Below are 23,602 nucleotides of genomic sequence, written 5' to 3' on the forward strand. Positions count from 1 at the left end.
AGCACCAGCGCGCGATCACGTCATGGGGTAGCCGGCAGCCGCAACCGCGCGAGCACCGCGAGCGAAAGGCTTCCGACGTACAACGTATCGTTCACCGCCACCGCGGTGGTGGTGGAATGCACGCGGCCACTGGGGTCCTGCAGATTGTAGCGCACCTGTCCCAGCGTATCGATCCCGAGGATCATCCCGTAGCGATCGGCCTCGCTGAGGCGCAGTCGCTCGGGGATGCGATAGATCACCTTGCGAAGCCACGGCGGCAAGGCGCGGATGCGTGTGACCGCGGCGGTACGCGGGGCATACAACGCCACCCAGAACAGGCCGTGGCCATCGTAGCCGATGTTGTCCGGGAGCCCTGGGAGCCCCTCGAGAAAGGTCTCGCGCGTTCCGGCACGCGGCCCCGTGATCCAGTACCGTATGATGCGCCCCGCCATCGTTTCGTTGAGCAGGAGCCAGGCACCCGCGGGACCCACCGCGACACCGTTGGCGAAGTCGATCGAGTCGAGGACGACGCGCGTCTCCCCCACGCGTGGATCGTGGCGCAGGAGTCGGCCGGTGGGGCGACTCTCCCAGAAGTCCATCAGGCCGCCGGTCCGGGTATCCCAGCGTTGCGACGCGTCGGAGAACCAGAGGACGCCGTCAGGCGCCACGTCGAGCGCATCGGGGAAATGAAGCTTGGTGTCGCCGAGCGCGACCAGCGTGCGCAGCTCACCGTTGGGGCGCACCGCAACGATGCCCTTGAGGGCGTCGGCGATGACCAGGTCGCCGGCCGCGTCGAAGCGCAGCCCAAGCGGGCGTCCCATGGTGTTGGCGATCTGGCGCACCTCGCCGGTGGTCCGATCGATGCGGACCACGGCTCCGCCAATGAGCCCCGTGTAGAGCGCCCCATCGGCGCCGACCGTCAGGTCCTCGGGGCCGGCGCCTGGCAGCGCGATGCTGTCGGCGTCGGCGAGCAGCGAATTGGGAGCAAAGGGACCGGTCAGTCCCGCGTTAGGCGTGGTTATCCACGGCGCCGGGTCGATCGGGACCGGCTTGAAGGCGAGGTAGCCGGCCACGACCAACGCCAATAGCGCGACGAGCTTCAGGACCGATCGCATGCGAGGCAGGAAAGGGCGAGATGCCGGAGGGGGCGTGGGCGGGCCGCCTAGACCGAGCGACGCTCACGCACCATCCACCAGTAGACCGGTGCCCCGGTGAGCGCCAGCGCGCTCCCGATGAGCGTCTCCATCGGCCGAGCGTTGATCGCACTCGCGAGCAGCGCCGCCATCACCACGATATAGACGATGGGGGTCACGGGATAGCCGGGGGTTCGGTAGCCGTCGGCCGAGGGGAACCGCGGGCGCAGGCGGAAGATCGCCGCCACCATCAGGATGTTCATAGCCTGGAACGGGACGACGAAGAAGTTCACCAGGCGCGAGAAGGAGCCAAAGAAGAGGAGCGCGGCGATCGACGTGACGGCGGTGAAGAGGATGGCGCCGTTGGGTGTCGCGGTGCGCGGGGCGATACGTCGCAGGAGCGAGAAGAAGGTGCGCAACACCCCGCGCGCCTCGCCCACGTGCGCGTCGGCCATCGTATAGAAGAGGCGCGGCAGGGTCATCACGAGTCCGCCCAGCGCGCCAAAGATCGAGACCATCATCAGGACGTCGAGGAACGTCCCACCGCGCGGCCCGTACGCCGACGTCGCCACCACCGAGGCCACCGTCGTCGGCGAGGTGCGCATCGCCTCGAGCGGGACGACGCGGAGGTAGGCCACGTTCACCACCAGGTACAGGAGCGTGAGCGAGCCGACTCCGATCGCCATTCCCAGTGGAAGATCGCGCCCCGGGCGCCGGATCTCACCGGCGACGTGCGAGACGTCGATCCAGCCGTCGTATGTGAAGAGCACCGCCGCCACGCCTAGCCCCGCGAACCGGACGAAGGCCATGAGGCCGTCGCCGGCGCTCTCGTCAGGCACCAGCGCAGCGCTGGCTGACGCTGGCGCCGCCAAGAACAGCGCCCCGCCGATGAGCGCCACGATCCCGCCAATCTTGAGCGCGGTCACCGTCACCTGCACGCGCCCACCCCACGTCACCCCGGCCAGGTTGATTGCCGCAAAGAAGGCGATGGCGCCGACGCCCCACCACACCGGCGCGATCGCCAACGCATCGCCAACCACGCGTTGCATGAACTCGCCGAAGACGATCGCGATCCCCGCCACGGCTCCCGGCCCGCTCACCCACAGCTCGAGCCACACCAGGAGAAAGCCCCAGAGCGGGCCGAACCCCTCCTTGAGGACATGGTACGTCGCCCCCGCGTGCGGGAGCATGCGGCACATCTCGGCCAGCGTGAGCGCACCGCAGAGCGTGATGACACCGCACAGCGCCCAGATGAAGTGCACCTGCCACGGATGCTGCGCGACCGCAGCGAGCTCTCCCGGGGTGAAGAAGACCCCCGAGCCGAGCATGTTGCCCGCGACGAGCGCGACAACGGCCGCGAGCCCGAGCTGTCGTTTGAGCGACACCCGTTCCGCGGAAGTGGTCGGCGGAGTCTCGCTCACGCCATGGGTGTCGAGGGCACGGCACGTACCGCGTGCACCAGACGCGTCACCTGCTCCTGCACCACGCGGTCGCGATGCGTGCGCCCACTGCGCAGCGACGTCCCAACGATCGCCCCATCGCAGAGCGGGGCCAGCGTCGCCGCATTCTCGGGGGTGAGCCCGCTCCCGATGAGCACGGGAAGCGATGTCGCGCGCGCGGCACGCAGGTCGTCGGGATCGGGGCCGATCCCTGTCTCCCCGCCGCTGATGATCACCGCGTCGGCCCCCGCGGCCTCGGCCTCGCGCGCCGAAAGCGCCAGCGGCTTCGGTCCGCCGATGGGCGTCGTGTACTTCACCTGCAGGTCGGTGAACAGTTGCACCTGCTCGGCCTTGATGGCCTGTCGATAGGCGAGGATCGCCTCGGGCTCGGGCTCGAAGGGGCCGAGCTTGGTCATCACCCGGTCGACGAAGAAGTCGATGCGGATGAAGCGCGCCCCGGTCATCGCGGCGATGGCCAGCGAGGCGCGCCAGTCGTTGAGCAGGACTTCCACGCCGATGGGGATCCGCGCGCGCGCCACCACCTCCCGCGTCACCCGCGTCATCGCCGCATGGATCTCGGCCCCGCCGACCATCGTGTGCGGCTGGTCGAAGTCGTTCTCCACCAGCGCGCCATCGACGCCCCCCGCCTCAAGTCGTTCGAGGTCGGCCAGTGCCGCGTCGACAATGGCGTCGATGCTGGTGAAGGCCGGGTAGCCCGGCATCGGGGGGAGGGCGATCATCCCGATGATGGGGCGCGGCCCGGGAAAGAGCGTGCGGAAGCGACTCATGGCCTAACGCACATCGGCGACGGCTCCCAGGTGACGGATCACGCGCGCGGCCCGCTTCGCGCCGGCGCGCATCGCCGCAGGAACGTCGCGATCGCGCGCATAAGCAACGGTGAACGCCGCCTGGTAGGCGTCGCCACACCCCGTACTGTCGACGCACTCATCGGGCGGGACCAGCTCGGCGGGCGCGACATGGCGTGCTCCTTTCACGAGCGCGCTGCTCCCCGCCCCGCCGTGCGTCACGACGATGACGCTACGAGTCCCGCGCGACCGGGGCAAGAGTCGCTCGACCATCGCCTCGTCGCCACTGATGAAGAGGAGTTCGAACGTATCGAGGAGCGCATCGAGCCCCTGCAGCGCGTCGCCCAGGTCCGCGCCGTCGAGCAGGTCGGCGACGCGCATCGCCGAGAGGTCGCGCGCGACGATGATGGGTTCGACCAGGGGCATCAGTTGCCGGAAGACCGGGATCGCAATCACGTCGACATCGCGCAGCAGCGCCCACTCACGCTCGCCCAGGCGGAAGTCGGCGAGCACACCGGGCGCGTACCCGCCCGGGGGGAAGTGGCGCTCACCACCAGCGGCAAGCTGAATGTCCTGCGACGCCGTGGCGCCGGGGCGCTGGTGCATCCATGTCGCCTCGACGTCGGCCGTAGCGAGGGCCCGCCGCACCATCGACGCTGCCGCGTCGGCCCCGGTGCAGCTGACGAGCGCCACGTACTCGGCCCCAGCGTGCCGGGCGTGCACCGCGAAGTTGAGCGAAATCCCGCCCACGCGCGTCACGCCGAGGTCGAGGTAACGATCGATGGTGCACTCGCCCACGGCGGCGATGCGCATGAAAGACGTCGGCCTACTTCGGCGTCGCGTCGTTCGCCATCCACCACTGCTTGGGCAAGGGACGCTGCCGCGGCCACACCTCGGCCAGCGTGTTGCCGTCGTACACGCGCCCGTTCTTCATCACGTAGCGAATGGTGTTCGTGTTCTTGATGTCGTCGAGCGGATTGCCGTCGAGCACGAGCAGGTCGGCCAGCTTCCCGGCCTCCACCGTCCCGAGGTCCTTCTGCAACCCGATCGCCTCCGCGCCAAAGATCGTCGCCACGCGAAGCGCATCCATCTGCTTCATCCCGCCGCTGGCGATGGTCCACAGCTCCCAGTGCACGCCGAGTCCTTGCAGCTGTCCGTGCCCGCCCAGCCCGACGCGCCCGCCTGCCTCGACGAGCTTCTTCGCCTGCTCGGCGAAGAGCTTGAAGGAGTATTCGCTGTCGCGGAACCACTGCGGGCGCCGGAGCCCGCGGCGCTCGAGCTCCGAGAACGGCGTGAAGCGCGTGAGCTTGGCATCGGCGAGGATGTCGTAGTGCTCATACCACCAGTTCTCGGCCCACGGGCCGCCGTACTGCACCAGCAGGGTCGGCGTCCAGGTGGTCCCGCTCTTCGCGAAGAGTTGCAGCGCGTCCTTGTACATCGGGGCAATGGGAAGCGTGTGCTCGATCCCGGCGTACCCATCCATCGCCTCGGTCATGTTCTTCTTGAAATCGAGCCCCCCTTCGAGCGTGGGGGTGATGCGCTGCGCCTTGGCGGCCATCGCGATCCATTGCCGCTGGCGGCGGTCGCCGGCCTGGTACTGCTTGATCGTCTCCGTGAGGTAGAACTCCGAGTAGCGCCGCATGACCTCCTTGGCGTCGTCGGCGCTCGACACGTCGTCTTGTGAGAAGATCCCCGGACCGGTGGCGTAGACGCGCGGGCCGATGATCTGCCCGACCTCCACCGCGTCGCCGTACGACACGACATCGGCGGTGGACGTCTGCGGGTCGCGCGTGGTGGTGACTCCGTACGCCAGGTTGGCCGTGTACATGTACGGTTGCGGCGAGTGCACCCCCCACTGCGGCCACATGTGCGCGTGTACGTCGACCAACCCCGGCATGATCGTCTTGCCGCTCACGTCGATGGTGCGCGCGCCGCTGGGGATGGTCACGCTTCCTTCCGCCCCGACCGCCGTGATGCGGTTGTTGGTGACGACCACATCGCCGCGCGCGATGACCTCATCGCCCTTCATGGTGATGATGCGCGCCCCGCGCAGGACCACGGTCCCGTTGGGACGATCCTTGGGCGCGGTAATGGTGATGTCGGTGCGCGACGCCTCGTACACCGGCTTGTTGGCGACCGTCTCGCCACCGGCCGGACGCCCCTCCGGGCGCGGCGGGGCCTTGGCCGCGGAGTCGGCGGCCAGCGAATCGGCGCGCGCGAGGTCATACTGGAAGAACGAGCGCCCTAACGAGTAGAAGACGCCGCGCGCATCGCCGGTCCATCCGAGGAAGTCGCCGCCGATGCGGGACAGCCGGCGGAAGGGGAGCGCACCACCGGTGGGCTGCTGCACCGAGAGCGTCGGGGTAACGCCTCCGGTCATCGGGAGTGGCACGACGAAGATCTTGTTGTCCACGAGCGCCAGCGCGCGCGAACCGTCGGGCGAGGCGATGAGCTCCTGCGCCTGTCGCGGCTGCGCATTGGGCCCGCCGCCCGGCGGCGAGAAGCCCGTCACCTTGAGGTGCGCCTTGCGTTCGGTCCCGTCCCAGCGCATCGAGACGAGGCCGTCGCCCCCTTCGTACAACCAGATGCGCGAGGAGTCGCGAGTGAAGTGCGGACGCCCCGCATTGGTGAGCGCGGTGATGTACGACGCCGCACCGCCCGTGGCCGGAATCCAGACCAGGTCGGTGAGGACGAGCTTGGGGTTGATCTCGTCGTTGACGATCGCGCGCTGCGTGCGCGGGGCGCGGGCGGCGACGATACGCGTCCCGTTCGCCGAATACATGATGTCGTCGTAGTACGCCGACTGCGTCGTCAGCTTCTCGGGGCGTCCGCCGTCAGCGGCAATGCGCCAGATGTCGCCCCCGTCCTCGGTCCAGGAGACGTAGGCGATGTACTTGCCGTCGGGCGACCAGGCGGGCACGTGCTCACCATCCGTGGACGTCGTGAGACGACGCGGCGTCCCCGCGGGGAGGTCCATGATCCACAGGTGGTCGAGCGCCGAGAAGGCCAGGCGCTTGCCATCGGGCGAGGGGCGCGCGCCGCGCACCTGCCGCACGGTGAGCACGGAGTCGTTCACCGGGTACTGGAACGCCACCAGCTCGCCGATCATCTGGTTCACCTCGGCGGTGAACGGGATGGGCGACTGCTGCCCGGTGGCGACGTCGAGGCGCCAGATCTTGCCGTGGTGGGCAAGGACGATGGCCTTGGAGTCCGGCGTCCACGAATAGCCCGGGAGCAGGTCGCGCGAGCCGCGCGACTCGATGTCATCGCGCTGGATGTCCTTGGCGAGCCAGCGTTCGTCGCCTGACGAGAGTTCGCGCAGCTTGAGTCCCGTGACCGCCATCTGCCGCGAGGCGTAGGCGAGCCACTTGCCGTCGGGGCTCACCGCGGGGCGGAAGCCGGTGCCGAGGTTGAGGGTGCGGGTGGCGAGTCGCCCAGTCTCGCGGTCGTACATGACGACCTGCGTCGTCCCCATCATCTGGTTGTAGCCGGCGGGGCCGGTGCGGGCGCTGGCGTAGACGTAGCGTCCGTCCGGGGAGACCGAGGCCCCCATGAAGTTGGCGGGCGCGTTGCCGCCCCCGGGGCCAGCCCCCTCCCGCACCGGTGCGGCTCCCGTCAGCCGCAATCCGCTGCCGCCGTTCCGGTGATACAGCCAGAGGTCGTTGCTGCGCGAGACGACGATGTACTGCCCGTCCGGCGTCCAGTCGGGCGAGACGTACGCCATCCCGCGCCCGCTCGTGACCGCTCGCAGGTTCTTCCCGTCGGGACCGACGACGTAGAGGTTCTCGCTCCCCGACCGGTCGCTGACGAAGACGATGGCATTGCCGTCCGGCGCCCAGCGCGGCTGTCCGTCGAAGCCCGAGCCGCTCGTTATGCGCGTGGCGGCGCCACCGGTGGCGGAGATCGTGTACAGGTCGCCCAGCAAGTCGAAGACGATCGTCTTCCCGTCGGGGCTCAGGTCGAGCGAGAGCCAGGTCCCTTCGTCCGTCGTGAAGACGAGCGGCCGCGTGGGGATGAGCGGAAGCTCCGACTCCGGCGCGGTGCGCCGGGTGCTGTCGGGGGTCGCCTGGGCCAGCGTCGCGCTGGCGACGCCGGCCAGGAGCGCGGCGGTGAGGACGGGTTGGACGAGGGCGGCGCGTACCATGGTCGCTCCAGGGGCAGGATAGTCGGCGAATCGCCCGCTGACTTATGCCCGCGCCCGGAGCGTCGCAAGGGGGCGCTACCCCCCGCAGCTCCAACGATGCAGCGCCGCTGCGTGGTAGCGATCGATGAGCCAGCGCCCGCCGTCGCGCACGAAGACGATGGTCTCCAGGAAGTCGGCCTGACACTGCTTCCCGTCCTTCCCCTGCGAGGTCTCGTGGTTCTTGAGCGTGGTCCACGCCACGTCGCCGAGGATGCGCGTGCGCAGGTCGCTGAAGTCGGCTTTCCACGTGGTCTCTGTCCCCCCCTGCTTGAGCCGGGCGACGAGCTCCGGGCCCGAGAGCGGGAGGGTGTCCTCGAGCAGGAGGAACTGCGGGGTGAGTGGCGCGAGCGTCCCCGCGGAGTCGGCCTTCTGCATGGCGACGTACCACCCATCGAGCGTGGCGCGGATCGCCGCGGAGTCGGCGGCCGCGTCGGGGACGGCCTGGGCGGAGACGGTCGGCGGTGTCTTCTCGCCAGCGCTGGAGGAATCGTTAGGGGCGCAGGCCGCGGCTGCGAGCAGGACGACCGAGACGAAACGACGCATGAGTGCCTTTCAAATGAGAGTGTGAACCCTTCGTCCTACGGAACCGGGACCGGCGCCAGCACCTGCACTTCGATGCGCGAGGCGCGCCCCGCCCCACGATACACGCGCTGGCTCGCCTTCTTGAAGTCGGAGGGCTTGGCCTTGTAGATGTCGACAAAGGTCTGCGGGTTCCGGTCGACCAGGGGGAACCAGCTCCCTTGCACCTGCACCAGCATCCGGTGCCCGCGCTTGAACGTATGGAAGACGTCGGGCATCTCGAAGTCCAGGCGCGTGACTTCACCCGGGCGCAGCGGTTCGGGGCGCGCGAAGCTCTTTCGGAACTTCGCCCGCACCACGTCACCACGCACCAGCTCCTCGAAGCCGTTGGGGTGCACGTCGATGACCTTGACCACCCAGTCGCCGTCGGTCCCGCTCGTGGAGACGTAGAGCGTCGGCTTGATCGGCCCGGCGATGGTGAGATCCTCGGTGAGCACCTCGCCGCGATAGCTCACCACATCGGCGCGCGAGCCCCCAAAGCGCTGGTCCTTCGCCATGTAGTCGGGATCCATGTCGGTGCTGTTGGCGCCAGCAAAGGGCACCGGGCGCGCCGGGTCGCTCACCCACTCCTCGAAGCCGGTCGACTTCGCGCCCTGCGCGGAATCGCCCTGCAGCGTGTGTGCGGCGCCAAGGTAGATCGACCGACCGCTCCCTTCCTTTGGAGGCCACTGGTCAAAGGTGCGCCAGCGGTTGCTCCCCGTCTCGAAGACCCATGCCTTGGGATGCTTCCCCATTCCGTTCCTCTTGAGATGTCCCTCGAAGAACGGGACGAGCATCTCGTCCTGGTACGTCTCCGCCGTGCGGCTGCCGAACGTCAGTTCCCCGACCGCGCTCCCCGAGTCACGCGCCCACTGCCCGTGGTACCACGGGCCGATGACGATGGCGTTGTCGGTGGACGCGCTCTGCTTCTCGATGGCCTGATACAGGTGCAACGCGCCGTAGTAGTTGTTGGCGTCGTACAACCCGCCCACGGTGAGCACCGCCGGCTTCACCTGCTTCACATGCGCGAGGATGTTGCGCGCCTTCCAGAAGCTGTCGTACGTCCCGTGGCGCATCATGTCGCTCCACCCGGGCGACTTTCCCTTGAAGTACTTCCGCTCGGCGTTGGCCAGCGGCCCCATCTCCAGGAAGAAGCGGTAGCCGTCGTCGGTGCCAAAGTCGAACGGGCGGCCGCACGACATCGACGTCCCCTCGCCGCGCATCCCGCACATCAGCATGAAGTTGAAGGTCGACGTGAGGAAGAACGCGCCGTTGTGATGCGTGTCGTCGCCCAGGAACCAGTCGGTCTGCGGAGCCTGTGGCGAAGCCGCCTTGAGGGCGGGGTGGGCGTCGATCATCCCGGCCGTGGTGAAGAAGCCGCCGTACGAAATCCCCCAGAGCCCGACGCGTCCATTGTGGTGCGACGTGTTGCGCAGCAACCACTCGATGGTGTCGTAGGTATCGCTGCTCTCGTCCACGTCGCGCGCGCCTCGCTTGACCGCCTTGTGCGGCGTCATGTGCTCGAAGCGCCCCTCGGAACGGTAGCGACCGCGGACATCCTGCGTGACGAAGATGTAGCCCAACGAGGCAAAGCGCGGCCCCGGCCCGAGGTAGCGCGGGTAGCGCCCGTCTCCATAGGGACCGGCGCTATACGGCGTGCGAGTAAGCAGGATGGGATGTGACGTCGCCGAGTCGCGCGGGGTGTAGATCGCCGTGAAGAGCTTCACGCCGTCGCGCATCGGGATCATGACCTCGCGCTTGGCGTAGTGCGTGCGCAGGTACGTCGTGTCCGGCCACGCGAACGACTGCGCGGCGGCCGGACGTGCGACCGGATTGGCGGCGACCAACGCCGTGAGCGCCAGCAGGAGCGTGGCGCAGCCGCGCGAGAACGTCATGAGTCCCCTCCGGGGTGGAGCCGTGGTGTGCGGGCCGCGAACGCGAAGGCGCGTGTGTCGCCGGCGTGTGTGCTCGTCACTGTCTCGCTGTGCGCGCCTAGTGCCGTGCCATGAGGTAGCGCCCCGGCGCCGCGCCGGTCATCGCACCATCGCGCAAGACCGCCACCCCACCCACCAGCACGTGCACGACGCCCGTCGCCATGCGCGACGGCGCCTCCCACGTGGACTGATCGCTGATGGTGCGCGGATTCCAGATCGCCAGGTCCGCCGCCATCCCTTCGGCAACGCGCCCGCGGTCGTGCAAGCCGACGAAGGCGGCGGGGAACGACGTCATCTTACGCACCGCATCCTCGAGGGTGAGCGCCCGTTGCTCGCGCACGTAGCGCCCCAGGACCCGCGGAAAGGTCCCCGACGAGCGCGGATGGCCGCGCGTCCCCTCACGCGGGTCGACATAGGCGCCGTCGCTGGCCACCATGTTCCACGGCTGTTGCAGCAGGCGGCGCACGTCCACTTCGCGCACCGCGCCTAACGTGATCCCGATTGGCTTGGTGGCGCCGAGGATGAGGTTGGCCACCAGGTCGAACCGATCGACGTTGCGCGCCTTGGCCAGCTCGCTCAGGTACTGCCCCACCAGCGCCGGCTGCTCCGGGCTCGAGGTGATGCGCATCTGCGTGTAGCCCGTGGCCTTGAGCCAGGCAAAGCCGCCGTTGATCCCCTGCTCGCTCGACACCTTGAGCTTCGCGCGCTCCGCCGGGTCGCGCAGCAGCGCCCGCAAGTCGAAGCCTGGCGCCTTGGCCTGCGCCTCGGGAACGACGACGATATCCTCGAGGTGCGACGTGGCCGCACCATCATAGGGATACTGGTCGGTCACCGCGTTGACGCCGCGCGCCCGCGCCTTCTCCACGAGGGCGATCACCGTGTCGAGCAGGCCGGCGTTCTCCAGCCCCACCACCTTCTCGTGCGCGATCTTCGGGGCGATCCCGGCCCGTTCGCCGATCTCGATCGTCTCGCGATCCGATTCGATGAGATGATGCCCGGGGTCGCGCACGTGCGAGTCGTAGATCCCGCGAAACGGGGCGACTTCCTTCGCCAGCTCCACCACTTCGTCGGTCTTGCTGAACATCCCGGGCTCGTACATCAACCCAGATGACAGGCCGACGGCACCCAGCTCCATCCCTTCGCGCACGAGCGCCTTCATCTTCGCCAGCTCTTCAGCGGTCGGCGCGCGTTGCGCCATCCCCATCACCGCCTCGCGCACGCCATTGTGCCCGATGTACGCCGCGACGTTGGTCCCCGAGCCATGGTGGCGCAGCGAGTCCATGATCATGCGCAGGTGGAACGGGGCGAAGTAGCCATCGGGGCCGCCGACGATCGTCGTCACCCCCATGCGCACGACCCCTTCGTTCAACTTGTTGGGCGACTTGAACGCCTCCTCGATGCTGTGCGAATGCACATCCACGAAGCCCGGCGAGACCACGAGCCCCGTGGCATCGATGCGCGAGGTCGCCGGCACTCGGCGCAGTGCACCTGGCGGGGCCACACGCACGATCCATCCCCCACGCACGGCGACATCGCCGGCAAAGGCGGGGCGTCCCGTGCCATCGACGATGCGGCCCCCGGTGATGACGAGGTCGTATCGGTCCGCCGGCGCCGAGGCGGGCGCCTGCGCGAACGAAGGGGCAGAAGCGAGCGCACACAGGGCGAGCGCAACGAACAGTCGACGCATGTGGAGAGTGCAGGAGGGACGAGAAGAGTGGGCGCGGAGAAGCTGCCCCCGCGACGCGCCTCCCGCAACGCCGGGCCGGAGCGTGGTCACGCCGGTCGTTGCCTCCCACGAAGGTCCCCTCGGCGCTGCCCGACTAGCGCGCCAGCAACTGGCGCGGGCTCACCCCGCCAGCAAGCGACTCAGCATCAGCGCTGGAAGGCCAAGATTGGAGATCATGTGCGCGATGATCCCGGGCCAGGTACTGCGCGTGCGTTGCGCCACGAAGGCGAGGCCCAGCGTGGTGGGGAGGTACGACAGCAGGATCCCCAGGTTGAAGTGGTAGAACGCGTGAAAGCCCGCCCACAGCACCCCGTTCACGATCCACGCCGAGGCGCCGAACGCCGCCTCCTGACGGGGGAGGATGTAGCCTCGCCACCAGAGTTCTTCGCCGAGGATGTTGAAGACGAAGAGTCCGGCGAGGAAGTAGAAGAGGAGCCCCCACGTGAACGGGAGACCGAAGATCTGCGTCTTGCCGTCGGTGAGGGTGTTCATGAACGTCGTGTAGCCGGCGGGCGCATCGTAGAAGTGAACGCCTTCGAAGGCACGACGGATCGCGGCGTTGATCGGGAGCTCGGGGACGAAGGCCACGATCCAGACCACAAGCCCCAGCGTCCAGAGCCATCCCGCACGGTCGAGACGCCCCAGCCGAAAGCGATCGCGCACCCCGGCCCAGTCGAGCGCCCCCTGCTCCATTCGGTAGGCGACGAACGCCGCGATGAGCATCAGCGCCAACGGCGCCATGAAGCCGGCATGGAAGGCGGCGAACTTGGTACCGCCGCCAGCCACAACCGCCGGCATCAGCAGGAAGAGAAAGGAGGTGAAGATGACGCTGGGGACGCCGAAGAGCACCAGGCTGCCGATCCAGCCGAGGCGGGGGACGTTAGGCGTTGTCATTCCGTGCCTCCGTCCCCGCCCAGCGCGCCCGGTGCATCAAGGCAAAGAGCGACCACATCACCAGGACGGTGAGCACCCCGGACTCCCCTGTCCACGTCGCCGCATGCGCACCGTGCGTGAAGGGGTCGAAGACCGACTGGATCACCACGTTCCACGAGCCGTGCGCGATGACGGCGGGCCACACGCTGCCGCTCGTCATGCGCCAGCGGAAGTAGAACAGGGCCGCGGGTACGACGGTGGCGACGAAGAGGAGCGCGGAGAGGAGCGGATACTCTCCCACGGCATAGCCGCCCCAGAGAATCAGGGGGACGTGCCAGACCGACCAGATCACCCCGCTCACGACGTCGGCGCGGGCGACCCCCGCCTGCACGAGTCGCGGGACCATGTAGCCGCGCCAGCCCACCTCCTCGCCAAACGCGGAAAGGCAGGAGATCAGGGTGCCGACCGTCAGCGCCACCGGGAGCAGGGCGAGGAATCGCACGACCGGGTTCGAAATCCCCTGCAGCATCCCGCCCGTCGGCATCGCGAACTCGGCGAGCCCGCTGGTCCAGGCGATCCCGTAGGCCACCGTCCCGACCACCACGGGGAAGAGCCACGCGGTGACCGCCGCGCGCGTTCCGGCGGCGCCTCCCCAGCGAAACGAGACGTCGCCGAACCCCTCGCCCCCGGACAGTCGCGCGATCACCGACGCCAACGCCGGCGTGTACATGAGCGGAAAGACCAGCATTCCCCACGGCCCGCCCAATCCGCCGTGCGCGATGATCCACCCCTGCAGCGCGGCCGAGACGACCACCATCACCGCGAAGTACGTGCGCAGCCCGCGTCGCGCGCGCGCGCGCACCGCCGCGTCCTCCGCTTCCTCCGCCGTGCGCCCGCTGACCGCGCCTTCCGCGGCGATGGCGCTCATCGATCGAAGCGAATGCGCTTCATCCGGCTCGCGCTCACCTCGAAGCCAGTCACCACGCCGTCCGCACTACGGGTGAAGCGCACGAAGCCGGTGCCTGACGAGAAGCCATCACGAATCACCGGAACCATCGGCGACTCCCCCACCGCGCGTCCCTTGATGTAGAGCGTGTCACCCGACTGACGGATGGTCCACGAGGCAAGCAGCTCGGGGCTGCGGTACGTCCCCACGAGCGAGGCCAGCTCGCTCGCACTCGGCTTCGCACGGTCGGCGCGTCGATAGGCGATGGCGGCACGACCCGCGATGGAGAGCCGGGCCTCCTGCCGTGCGTCGGCGAACGTCAGGTTGATCATTCCTTCCATTCCGGAGAACGCGTCATCCGCCGTGCGCGAGAGCGGGATCTTGCGACCGCTGTAGGAAAGGACCGGCGCGCCGTTGCCGGCCTCCACGCCAAGCGCCGCCTGTTCCTCCTCCGAGAAGTACGTCCCGACGTACGGGGCCGGATCGACGGTGGCGCCAGACGGCGCCTGGCCCGCCGCGGGGCGCGCCGAGGAGACCGTCGGCTTGTCCTTGAACGCGCGCGCAAGGATGGCGTCCGCCACGCGCTCGGCGCGCCCCTGCGTGTTGGCGTCACCGCGATTGCAGGTGAGCCCGATCGCGACCCCCTGGTCGGGGAATCGCATCAGCATGGCGCGGTAACCGGCCCACGCCCCGCCGTGGTGCACGCGACGCACCCCGCGGTACGTGTCGACGAAGAGCCCGCGCGCGTAACCGTGCGGCTTCCCATTGTCGAGCGTCCCCTCCTCCTGCATCCGATCGACGAGGGCCCGTCCGCCGACCTTGGCGTCGTCGAAGTTCGCGTCCCACTTCGCCAGCTCGAGCACATTGGTATTCACCGCGCCGTCGCCGGTCTGGTCCCAGTTGGACATGTCGAGCACGAACCCCTTCTCGCTCGGCTCGTAGGCCGTGGCCCGATTGGGGAGGAGCGCGGTGTGATCGTCGCGGAAGTGCGTGACGGTCATCCCCAGCGGGGCGAAGATGCGCGCCTTGGCGAAGGCGGCGAGCGTCTGCCCCGTCACGCGCTGCACGATGACCGACAGGAGGAAGAAGCCGGTGTTGCTGTAGTCCCAGCTGCTGCCGGGGACGAAGTTGGTGCTGCGCTGCGCGACGATGATCGAGAGCGCATCGTCGTCGTTGGTGAAGTCCTCGAAGTAGTGCCCGCCGAGGTAGAGGAGCCCGTTGTAGTCGCGCAGCCCGCTCGTGTGTCGCAGGAGGTGATCGATGGTGATGACCTTGGCGTAGCTGGGGAGCTCGGGGACGTATTTCCGCACGTCGTCGGTGAGCGAGAGCTTCCCTTCGTTGGCGAGCATGACGATCGACGCCGCGGCGAACTGTTTGGACGTGGAGCCGATGTCGAAGACGGTGGTCGGCGTGATGGGGACGCCGAGGTTGAGGTCGGCCATCCCGTAGCCCTTGGCGTAGACGACCTTCCCCTTCTGGTAGATGCCGACCGCGCACCCTGGGGTGGTGCGGGTGAAGTCCTTGAAGACGGCGTCGACTTTCCCCGGGGCGATTGCCAGCGCGGGCGTCGCCTGCGCTGGGAGTTTCAGCGGCGTCAGCGACAGGAAGAGGGCCGCGACCGAGGTCGCGAAGGCCGTGGCGACGACGACCGGGGGGCGCGAGGAGATCATGACGATGACGTAGTTCGGAGATGCCGGCAGATGCAACGCCGGGCGACGCGGTGGCGGGGGAGGGTCACGATAGCTTCCGCCCGCGGGCACGCGCCGTCAAGGAAGGAACGCGACGCGGTGGGCCCTGCGCGCTCTGCGCGCCCGGCGCGACGGTACCCTTCCCCGCCGCCACCGTGAGACACAGCTTCGGGCCGAATCGATTGAATCGGATTCCTCCCGCCGCTCGCCGCCACCATGTCTTCGCGCCGCTTCGCCCTCCGCGCCAGCGCCCTCCTCCTTGTCGTCGTCGTTCCGGTTCCGCGCGCCCTGGCCCAGCGCGCGGCGCCGCCGGCCACCGCGCTGCCGCTTCGCCAATCATCGCTCGACGCATCGGCAACGAAGGACACGCTGACGCTGCAGGACGTCTCGCAGCTCGACCGGTGGATCGGCGCCGGGGCGCGTGACGCGCGCTGGTCGCCCGACGGCGCCTGGCTCTCCTTCCGCTGGCCACAACGCCCGACGACGGCCGACAACCCGGACGACGATCCGTGGTGGCGCGTCGATCGGGCTGGACGCGGTGCCGAGATCGTCCCCGACTCGCAGGTGTGGCGCATTCCCGAGGCGAGGGTGAGCTGGAGCCGCGACGGCTCGCTCGCTGCCTGGACGTGGCGTGGGCGCGTGGTGGTGTGGGACGCGCAGCGAACGGGGGGCGATGGCACGCGCGTCGTGGCAGTCGGCGCCCAGCCGGCGCGGCACGTTCGCGTGGCCACCGACGCCCGCGCCGTCGACTACATGCTGGGGGAGGACCTGTACCGGTGGGACGCCGATCGTGGGACGGTGCGGCGGCTGGCCATGACGGTGCACCGCCCCGCCGACGCGCGCACCGAGGCCGGGCGCTGGCTGGCGACCCAGCAGGTGCAACTCTTCGACCTGATGCGCAAGCAGGCCGACAGCGCCCGGGCCGTGGGCGAGCGTGCACGGCGCCTCGACCCGGACGCCCCGCAGGTCATCCCGGTCGAGCCCAATGCCATCGTCGAGGAGGTGCAGCGTTCTCCAGACGGACGGTTCTTCACCGTACGGACCGTCACTCCCGACCGCACGCGCCCCCCCACACTGTACATGGACTACGTCACCGCGTCGGGCTACGCGGAGTCGAAGACGTCACGCGCCAAGGTCGGTGAGCCGCGCGACAACATCCGCCTCGGGATCGTGCCGCGTGACGCGCGCCGACCGGCCGACAGCGTGCGTGTGCAGTGGGTCGCCCTCCCCGAGGCCCGCGGGCGCCAGGTCAACGTGCACGGCCCGTGGTGGAGCGTGGAAGGCGATCGCGCCGTGATCGAGGTCGTCACGCTGGACGATCACGACCTCTGGATCGCGCGCCTCGACCCCGCCACCGGCGCCACCTCCGTCATCGACCACCAGCACGACGACGCCTGGATCGGCGGGCCGCCGGTTCAGTCCAACTACACGCAGCCGGGGCTGGTCGAGTGGCTCCCGGGGGGACGCCTCGTCTTCGCCAGCGAACGCACGGGGTGGAGCCACCTGTACCTGGCGGAGCCGGACGGCACGGTGCGCCCCCTCACGAGCGGCGCGTGGGAAGTGCGCGCCGCCACGCTCTCACGCGACAAGTCGACCTGGCTGCTCGGCGCCTCACGCGAGCACCCATCCGACGACCATCTCTACACCATGCCAGCCGCCGGCGGGACGCTCGTGCGCCTGACGACAGAGGACGGGCGGCACGACGGCGTCCTCTCTCCCGACGGCCGGCGCCTCGCGCAGCTCTCCTCGCGCAACGACCGGCTCCCCGATCTCTGGCTGCGCGACCTAACGCCGACCGGCCCATCCACGCGCGTGACGGTGAGCGGGAGCGACAACTTCTGGAAGCACCACTGGCTGCGCCCCGAGACCGTCACCATCCCACACCCCGCCGGCGGAGTGGTCTGGGCCGGACTCTATCGCCCGGAGCGGCCCAATCCCAAGCACCCCGCCGTGGTGTACGTGCACGGCGGCGGCTATCGCCAGTTTGCGCACCACGGCTGGTCCGTCTATGGCTTCTCGCATGCTTCGCACTACGGGATGATCAACTGGCTGGTGCAGAACGGCTACACCGTCCTCGACTTCGACTACCGCGGGAGCGCCGGCTACGGGCGCGATTACCGCACCGACATCCATCGCTCGATGGGCGTGAAGGATGTCGACGGCGCCGTGGCCGCCGCCCGATGGCTCGTGCGCACGCAGGGGGTCGACTCGGCGCGCATCGGGATCTACGGCGTCTCGTACGGTGGCTTCATGACGCTCATGTCGCTCTTCCGCTACCCGGGGACCTTCGCCGCCGGTATCTCGGCCGCGGGCGTCACCGACTGGGCGCACTACTCGGATGAGTGGACCGCACGCATCCTCGGACGCCCCAGCGACGACTCGACGGCGTACGCCATCTCCAGCCCCATCAACCACGCCGCCGGGCTGCGCGACGCGCTCCTCATCGAGCATGGGATGATCGACGACAACGTCGAGTTCCAGGATGCAGCCCGCCTGGTGCAACGGCTGCTGGAGCTGGGGAAGCCGTTCGACATGGCGTTCTATCCCACCGAGCCGCACGTCATCGAGGGGGCGCCGACACTCGTCGACTTCCACAAGCGGCTGGCGGCGTTTTTCCGGCGACATCTCATCGATCGATGACCGCCGTGGGGCGACATGCACCTAGAGCCGCGCCAGGTAGGTCACCTTGAGCCGCACCCCTCGGCTGTGCGGGTCCCACACGGCCACATCCGACCCGCGCTCCTCGTTGAGCACGAGAAAGACGTCGCTCCCCGGGCGAAAGGTGTAGCCGAGGCGCGCATTGGCCGAGAGGGTGCGCCCCAGGCTGTTGTACTGCACCAGCGAGTTGAGCACCGCCCGGGTGGTAAACGCATACGTGCTGCGCAACGACAGCAGGTGCGCGACAAACGCCCCGTTAGGCAGCGACGCATCGCTGCGCGTGTAGCCAAGCTTGAAGCCGAGGTGCGTCCCGACGTTGGCGGCCGCGCCGACCGTGGCCGAATTGACCGAGCCGCCGAACTGACGGCGGAAGTCGGCATTCACGTTCAGCACGATCGGGCGCCCCGGGCCGGTGCTGCCGAACACCGTGATGTCGCTGGACGGATAGTCCCCCGCCGGAACCAGCACCGTGTCGGCAAGGGTGAACGCGTCGGTCACCCGGTTGCGCCCCATCGAGTAGAAGAGCGCCATGTTGTCGGCGGTGTTCCACGTGGGGCTGGTGCCGAGGCTCACGTTCCAGTCCAATCGTTCGCCGCGTGTGTTGGTCACCACGTCATTGAACATGTTGATGCTGAGGCGTCGCAGGTTGAGGACGTGCGGACGGAACACGTAGCGGGCGTTCCCCTGCGTTCGCTTGATGTCGGTGCGGGTGACGAAGCCGGCGCTCGCCTCGACGTCGGGCCCCACCGCGACGTGCGAGAGCGACGCGCTCATGTTGGTGCTCTGGTAGTCGGCGCCCAGGCGCCAGGCCACGTCATCGCCTCCTGGTCCTTTCGTCGTGGTGCGGGCCCCGAAGCCCTGGACGTTGAGCTTCTGCATGGGCCAGAGCGAAAAGTCGACACCACCAACGGTGTTGGCCGTCTCGGCGTTGCGCCGGTCCACAAGCATGGCCCCCACATACCCCGCCCTCCACAGGTCGTGCTTGACGCGCGCCACGTTGAAGGCGGTGCGCGGATCGCCGTATCGCGACGCCGTCATCGCCGAGAGGAGCCCGACCGTCTCGGAGCCGAGTCGTCCCGTCAGGCGCCCGCCGCCTAACATGGGGACCTCGCCCGAGTCGGCGTTGATCCCGATGCTGCGCGAGAAGAAGGCGAGGAATGGAGGCGGCTCGAATTGCCCGCGTGCCCCGAAGGAGAAGATGCCGGAGTTTTCCAGGAAGAACTCGCGCTTCTCGGGAAAGAAGAGGCTGAAGCGCGTGAGGTTGACCTGCTGGTCATCGACCTCCACCTGCGCGAAGTCGGTGTTGTACGTCAGGTCGAGCACCAGCCCCGGACGCACCTCTGACTTGAGGTCGACGCCGACGTTCCCGATGCCCGACGTCGTGCTCCCATCCGTCTCATGTTCCTGGTCGGCGCCTCCCAGCACGTAGGGCTTGAGGTCGACGTTGACGCCGGGGCGCGGAAGGTCATCGAGCCCCACGAGGTGGCCGGCGCGACTGACGCGCGCGATCCCTTCGCTGCCCCGCGCCCAGCCGCGCCAGAGGACTTCCTCGTTGCCATGGCGAATCATGCGGTACACGTTGAACCCCCACGTGCTGCCGTCGCCGTGATAGCGGAGCGTGCGAAAGGGAATCGCGAATTCCGCCGACCACCCCTCGGCGGTGCGCTTGGCGGCCACCGTCCAGATGCCGCGCCAGTCGATGTTGTACTCCTTCCCCTCGTCGGTCAGGAAGGCATCGAACTCCGCGCCGTTTGGATTGGTCGCGAAGAGGAAGGCGTTGCGATGATCGTGAAACGGATCGATGAGGATGGCGATCGCGTCGTCGCCGGCGAACTTCGGCTTTCCGTCGAACTCCGTCTCCATGACCTTGTCGCGCGCCAGGATGCGCGAGACGATGCGCTCGGGGTGGATGTCGCGGGCGATCACCCCGACGTAGAGCACATCGCCGGCGGCAATGATCCGCACCTCGGTCGCCTCCGTCGAGAGTGCCCCTTCCACGGGTTCGCGCTGCCGGAACTCGGTGATCGGGGTCGCCGTGCGCCACGACGCCTCGGTGAGCAGGCCGTCGACCCGAATGGCGCCAGTGGCCGATGCGTCGAGGGGTGCGGCGACCACCGTGTCGCCACCGGCGGCGCGACCGGGGCCCGTCGTCGCCTGCGCCCACGTCGTGGACGCAACGGTCAATGAGGCCACGAGCATCATGCTCTCGCGGAGCATGCGCCGGATGCCGTGTGCACGACCCTCGCGGCTACGGCGCACGATGCTCGGAACGCGCGCGCCGGCGTTGCAGCTCCAGGTACAACGACTCGACCTTTTCGCGCGCCCACGGCGTCCGGCGCAAGAACTTGAGCGACGACGACACACTGGGGTCGCTGGTGAAGCAGGCGATGCGCACGCGGCGCCCCATTCGCTCCCACCCCATCGCCTCGACCAGCTCGTTGAGCATGCGCTCGAGGGTGATGCCGTGCAGCGGATTGCGGGCCTGGCCGGGAGGTGTCGTCATGGGAGCGAACGATCACCCGTAGCAGCGGGTCGCGCCAGCGTGCGCACGCGACACGCCAGATGACGCGCGCCCCGCGCAGCTTCACGCGCGTCCCGCGCAGCTTCACGCGCGCCCCGCGCAGCTTCACGCGCGCCCCGCGCGGTTTCGCACGCCATAAGCCAGCCGCAATTCCCCCTACCGCCCCCCTCGCCACCCGCTCTACCTTCGCCGCTCCACTCCCCGCCTCACGTGACCGACTTCCCGCTGGGCGCCTCAATCACGGTCGAGCAACTCTCGGCCGATCCCTACCCGCTCTTCGCACGCCTGCGCGAACGCGAACCGGTCACCTGGGCCCCCGCCGTGGGTCAGTGGCTCATCACCTCGCGCGACATCGCCATGGAAGTGCTGCGCGACCACGAGCGCTTTCGCACCGACGATCCGCATTCCCCCATCCGCGACACCTTCGGGGCGCAGATGCTCAGCACCGAGGGCGAGGCACAACGACGCTACAAGTCGGCCTGCGCCCCGCCGTTCAACGCGCGGGCCGCCGAGGAGTCGCGACCGCTGGTCGAGGCGATCGTCGAGCGGGCCCTCGCGCGCCTCGGCCAACGCCCGACCGCCGACCTCCGCGCCGACTACGCCGCCCCCATCGCCCTCGAAGTCATCGCCCGCGTCATCGGCCTCCCCGTCGCGCTCGACGAGCAGCTGCGCCGCTGGTACGACACCTTCGTCGACGCACTGATGAACTACGAGCGCGATCCCGGGACGCGCACGCGCGCCCACGCCGCGGTGCGCGCCTTTCGCGACACCATCGCCCCGCGCCTCGCCGCGCCCGACGCAGACGAGACCACCCTGCTCGCCTCGCTGGCGCGCGCGCATCCGCGCCTGCTCGACGACGCCGAGATCGGCTCCAACGCCCTCATCGTCATGTTCGGCGGGATCGAGACGACCGAGGGGCTCATCGCCAACGCGCTCTGGGCCATGTTCAATCACCCCGACGCCCTCGAACGCGCCCGCGCCAGCGACGACGAACTCGATCGCTGCATGGAGGAATCGCTGCGCTGGGAGCCAGCGGTGCAGACCTGCACGCGCTACGCCGCGCAGTCGTGCACGCTACACGGCGCCGAGATCCCGGCGGGGGCGGTGGTGCAGTGCATGGTGGGGGCGATGAATCGCGACCCGGCCCACTATGCCGATCCCGACCGATACGACCCCTGGCGACAGGAGTCGTTAGGGCACGCCGCCTTCGGCTTCGGGCGCCACTTCTGCCTCGGCGCCGCACTGGCCAAGGTCGAGGCGCGCGTCGCGATGCGACGCCTGTTCGAGCGCTTCCCCGCGCTGCGCTTCGATCCCCGCGGTTCGAGCGCCCCCACCGGGCACGAGTTTCGGAAGGCGGGGCGCGTGGCCGTCCAGCTGACCTGACGCCAGCGCTCCGCCCGGGCATAGAAAGATTGGTGCCGTGCAACGCCTCGATGCTATGATTGGGCGCGCGACCGCCCTCCCCCTCGCGGCGGCGCCGCGTTCCCTGCGTCGAGGATGCTGATGCCCCCAGTTCGCGTGCCGCTCTTTCACCGGATCACGGACGGAATCCGCATCACCGCGCGTCCGACCTTCCTGCACGAGCGCTCGAGCGCCGCCATCGGCCAGTTCGTCTTCGAGTACCACATCCGCATCGAGAACTGCGGCGAGCAGGCGGCGCAGCTTCGCTCGCGGCGGTGGCTCATCCACGACGACTCGGCCGGCGACTCGGTCGTCGAAGGGGACGGCGTGGTGGGCGAGCAGCCGTACCTGCAGCCGGGTGAGGTGCACGAGTACCGCTCGTACTGCGTGCTCAAGTCGCAGCAGGGGTGGATGGAGGGGACGTATCGCTTCGTGCGCGACGACGGCTCGACGTTCGACGCCGTGATTCCGCGCTTCACGCTCGACGCCTAGTCGAGGGAAGCGGGGCGACGTCGCACCGGGACGCGCGTCACGCACGCCGCGAATAGGCGAAGCGGCGGCCACGCATCGCCACGCTGCGTCGTGAGTATCTTGCGGCGTCGCCCCTCAGGAGCCGTTGATGACCTCGAGCCTCGGACGCGCCGCGGGTCCCCGCAGCGCACGCATCCAGGCTTCGCCGCAATTCAACGGGCGCACCTTCGCCAACACGTACCCCGTCTCGATCGGCTTCAAGGACGGGGTGGAACGTCCGTCGCTTCGCGAGTTCCTGTGCGGGGGGGAACGGCGCATTCCGTCGGGGACGATCCCGATCGTGAATCCGGTGGCGCGCTGGGCGGCGCCCCCCGAGACGGGGCTGCGCGTCACGCGACTCGGCCATTCGACACTCCTCATCGAGATCGATGGCGTGCGCATCCTCACCGACCCGGTGTGGAGCACGCGTGTCTCGCCGCTCGCCTTCGCCGGCCCCAAGCGCTTTCACCCGGTGCCGGCGCCGCTGGCGGCGCTCCCGCCGCTCGACGTCGTGCTCGTCTCGCACGACCACTACGATCACCTCGACCGGCAGACGATCCGCGCCCTGGCCCGTGCCGGCGTCCCGTTCGTCACGTCGTTAGGCGTGGGGGCCATCATCGAGTCGTGGGGGGTCCCGCCCGAGACCGTGATCGAGCTCGACTGGTGGGAGCGCACCGAGGTGAACGGCGTCACGATCACCGCGACGCCCTCGCAGCACTTCTCCGGTCGCGGGATCAAGGACCGGAACAGCACGCTCTGGTCGGCGATGCACCTGCAGGGCGACCGGCACTCGTTCTTCTTCGGCGCCGACTCGGGGCTCACCCCGGAGTTCAAGGAGATCGGCCATCGCCTGGGACCGTTCGACGTGGTCGCCCTCGAGATCGGGGCCTACCATCCGTCGTGGGGCGACATCCACCTGGGCCCCGAGCATGCGCTCGTGGCGCGCGGGATGCTGGGGAGCGGGGCGCTCCTTCCCATCCACTGGGGGACGTTCAACCTCGCCATCCACCCGTGGGATGAGCCCGCGGAGACGATCGTGCGCCTCGCCCCCGACGCGCAGGTGCAACTGCTGCTCCCCAGGTTCGGCGAGGCGATCGAACCGGCGCGCGCGGAGGGAATCGTCCCCTGGTGGCGCGGCATCGCCGCAGGGCGCGCCCCAGGCAACGACGATGAGGGGCTGGCCCGGCGCGCCCTGGAGTGGCTGCCGGACTAACGCGCGCCAGCAGGGTCGCCTGCTGGCGCGGTCG

Annotated in this window: 17 protein-coding genes; 4 read left to right on the forward strand and 13 right to left on the reverse strand. The window is 69.2% G+C overall.

Translation table 11 applies throughout. The annotated features are described in order from the left end of the window. Nucleotides 1–20: 20 nt before the first annotated feature. The 11 genes from IPN47_25590 to IPN47_25640 form a co-directional block, all read right to left on the reverse strand. Nucleotides 21–1,094 carry an SMP-30/gluconolactonase/LRE family protein gene (locus IPN47_25590; protein ID MBK9411353.1) on the reverse strand — a complete coding sequence of 358 codons (1,074 nt, stop codon included), beginning with the start codon at nt 1,092–1,094 and terminating at the stop codon, nt 21–23. A gap of 47 nt (nt 1,095–1,141) precedes the next feature. After that, nucleotides 1,142–2,533: an amino acid permease gene (locus IPN47_25595; protein ID MBK9411354.1), complete on the reverse strand. Its 1,392-nt coding sequence runs from the start codon at nt 2,531–2,533 to the stop codon at nt 1,142–1,144. Next, complete coding sequence (locus IPN47_25600; GenBank protein MBK9411355.1) at nt 2,530–3,339, reverse strand: BtpA/SgcQ family protein; 810 nt, start codon at nt 3,337–3,339, stop codon at nt 2,530–2,532. Before IPN47_25600 ends, IPN47_25595 begins: the two co-directional genes overlap by 4 nt. 3 nt (nt 3,340–3,342) lie before the next feature. After that, nucleotides 3,343–4,170 (reverse strand): hypothetical protein, encoded by an 828-nt coding sequence (locus tag IPN47_25605; protein MBK9411356.1) that lies wholly within the window; start codon nt 4,168–4,170, stop codon nt 3,343–3,345. A 13-nt stretch (nt 4,171–4,183) separates the two neighbouring features. Then, nucleotides 4,184–7,501: a PD40 domain-containing protein gene (locus IPN47_25610; protein ID MBK9411357.1), complete on the reverse strand. Its 3,318-nt coding sequence runs from the start codon at nt 7,499–7,501 to the stop codon at nt 4,184–4,186. Between the two features lie 75 nt (nt 7,502–7,576). After that, complete coding sequence (locus IPN47_25615; GenBank protein MBK9411358.1) at nt 7,577–8,083, reverse strand: nuclear transport factor 2 family protein; 507 nt, start codon at nt 8,081–8,083, stop codon at nt 7,577–7,579. A gap of 35 nt (nt 8,084–8,118) precedes the next feature. Then, complete coding sequence (locus IPN47_25620; protein ID MBK9411359.1) at nt 8,119–9,993, reverse strand: CocE/NonD family hydrolase; 1,875 nt, start codon at nt 9,991–9,993, stop codon at nt 8,119–8,121. 97 nt (nt 9,994–10,090) lie between these two features. Next, a complete protein-coding gene (locus IPN47_25625; GenBank protein ID MBK9411360.1) occupies nt 10,091–11,719 on the reverse strand; it encodes an amidohydrolase family protein in 1,629 nt (542 codons plus the stop codon). A 159-nt stretch (nt 11,720–11,878) separates the two neighbouring features. After that, nucleotides 11,879–12,652 carry a CPBP family intramembrane metalloprotease gene (locus tag IPN47_25630; protein ID MBK9411361.1) on the reverse strand — a complete coding sequence of 258 codons (774 nt, stop codon included), beginning with the start codon at nt 12,650–12,652 and terminating at the stop codon, nt 11,879–11,881. Then, on the reverse strand, nt 12,639–13,559 hold the full coding sequence (locus IPN47_25635; GenBank protein ID MBK9411362.1) for a CPBP family intramembrane metalloprotease: 921 nt from the start codon (nt 13,557–13,559) through the stop codon (nt 12,639–12,641). Before IPN47_25635 ends, IPN47_25630 begins: the two co-directional genes overlap by 14 nt. Next, nucleotides 13,556–15,247 carry a serine hydrolase gene (locus IPN47_25640; GenBank protein MBK9411363.1) on the reverse strand — a complete coding sequence of 564 codons (1,692 nt, stop codon included), beginning with the start codon at nt 15,245–15,247 and terminating at the stop codon, nt 13,556–13,558. The genes IPN47_25635 and IPN47_25640 overlap by 4 nt, the downstream gene beginning before the upstream one ends. 234 nt (nt 15,248–15,481) lie before the next feature. On the opposite strand from IPN47_25640, the gene IPN47_25645 reads away from it, so the two are divergent. After that, nucleotides 15,482–17,905, forward strand: coding sequence for a S9 family peptidase (locus IPN47_25645; protein MBK9411364.1), 2,424 nt, complete (start codon nt 15,482–15,484; stop codon nt 17,903–17,905). A 21-nt stretch (nt 17,906–17,926) separates the two neighbouring features. Here IPN47_25645 and IPN47_25650 read toward each other — a convergent pair whose 3' ends face one another. Then, on the reverse strand, nt 17,927–20,107 hold the full coding sequence (locus tag IPN47_25650; protein ID MBK9411365.1) for a carbohydrate binding family 9 domain-containing protein: 2,181 nt from the start codon (nt 20,105–20,107) through the stop codon (nt 17,927–17,929). Between the two features lie 64 nt (nt 20,108–20,171). After that, nucleotides 20,172–20,426, reverse strand: a complete 255-nt coding sequence (locus IPN47_25655; GenBank protein MBK9411366.1) for a DUF2132 domain-containing protein — start codon at nt 20,424–20,426, stop codon at nt 20,172–20,174. A gap of 228 nt (nt 20,427–20,654) precedes the next feature. On the opposite strand from IPN47_25655, the gene IPN47_25660 reads away from it, so the two are divergent. The 3 genes from IPN47_25660 (at nt 20,655) to IPN47_25670 (ending at nt 23,568) form a co-directional block, all read left to right on the forward strand. Beyond that, the gene (locus IPN47_25660) at nt 20,655–21,827 is read left to right on the forward strand and encodes a cytochrome P450 (GenBank protein ID MBK9411367.1); all 1,173 of its coding nucleotides are present in this window, start codon (nt 20,655–20,657) and stop codon (nt 21,825–21,827) included. 120 nt (nt 21,828–21,947) lie between these two features. Next, the gene (gene apaG / locus IPN47_25665; GenBank protein MBK9411368.1) at nt 21,948–22,337 is read left to right on the forward strand and encodes a Co2+/Mg2+ efflux protein ApaG; all 390 of its coding nucleotides are present in this window, start codon (nt 21,948–21,950) and stop codon (nt 22,335–22,337) included. A 127-nt stretch (nt 22,338–22,464) separates the two neighbouring features. Continuing rightward, nucleotides 22,465–23,568, forward strand: a complete 1,104-nt coding sequence (locus IPN47_25670; GenBank protein ID MBK9411369.1) for an MBL fold metallo-hydrolase — start codon at nt 22,465–22,467, stop codon at nt 23,566–23,568. Nucleotides 23,569–23,602 lie beyond the last annotated feature (34 nt).

This window comes from Gemmatimonadota bacterium (assembly GCA_016719105.1).
Lineage (GTDB): Bacteria > Gemmatimonadota > Gemmatimonadetes > Gemmatimonadales > Gemmatimonadaceae > SCN-70-22.

What these genes read in the sequence shown, in the direction of transcription:
- IPN47_25600 (MBK9411355.1), bottom strand. Translation starts at nt 3,339, where the DNA reads ATGAGTCGCTTCCGCACGCTCTTTCCCGGGCCGCGCCCCATCATCGGG.
- IPN47_25610 (MBK9411357.1), bottom strand. Translation starts at nt 7,501, where the DNA reads ATGGTACGCGCCGCCCTCGTCCAACCCGTCCTCACCGCCGCGCTCCTG.
- IPN47_25645 (MBK9411364.1), top strand. Translation starts at nt 15,482, where the DNA reads ATGTCTTCGCGCCGCTTCGCCCTCCGCGCCAGCGCCCTCCTCCTTGTC.
- IPN47_25635 (MBK9411362.1), bottom strand. Translation starts at nt 13,559, where the DNA reads ATGAGCGCCATCGCCGCGGAAGGCGCGGTCAGCGGGCGCACGGCGGAG.
- IPN47_25605 (MBK9411356.1), bottom strand. Translation starts at nt 4,170, where the DNA reads ATGCGCATCGCCGCCGTGGGCGAGTGCACCATCGATCGTTACCTCGAC.
- IPN47_25655 (MBK9411366.1), bottom strand. Translation starts at nt 20,426, where the DNA reads ATGACGACACCTCCCGGCCAGGCCCGCAATCCGCTGCACGGCATCACC.
- IPN47_25640 (MBK9411363.1), bottom strand. Translation starts at nt 15,247, where the DNA reads ATGATCTCCTCGCGCCCCCCGGTCGTCGTCGCCACGGCCTTCGCGACC.
- IPN47_25590 (MBK9411353.1), bottom strand. Translation starts at nt 1,094, where the DNA reads ATGCGATCGGTCCTGAAGCTCGTCGCGCTATTGGCGTTGGTCGTGGCC.
- IPN47_25615 (MBK9411358.1), bottom strand. Translation starts at nt 8,083, where the DNA reads ATGCGTCGTTTCGTCTCGGTCGTCCTGCTCGCAGCCGCGGCCTGCGCC.
- IPN47_25670 (MBK9411369.1), top strand. Translation starts at nt 22,465, where the DNA reads ATGACCTCGAGCCTCGGACGCGCCGCGGGTCCCCGCAGCGCACGCATC.
- IPN47_25625 (MBK9411360.1), bottom strand. Translation starts at nt 11,719, where the DNA reads ATGCGTCGACTGTTCGTTGCGCTCGCCCTGTGTGCGCTCGCTTCTGCC.
- IPN47_25620 (MBK9411359.1), bottom strand. Translation starts at nt 9,993, where the DNA reads ATGACGTTCTCGCGCGGCTGCGCCACGCTCCTGCTGGCGCTCACGGCG.
- IPN47_25630 (MBK9411361.1), bottom strand. Translation starts at nt 12,652, where the DNA reads ATGACAACGCCTAACGTCCCCCGCCTCGGCTGGATCGGCAGCCTGGTG.
- apaG (MBK9411368.1), top strand. Translation starts at nt 21,948, where the DNA reads ATGCCCCCAGTTCGCGTGCCGCTCTTTCACCGGATCACGGACGGAATC.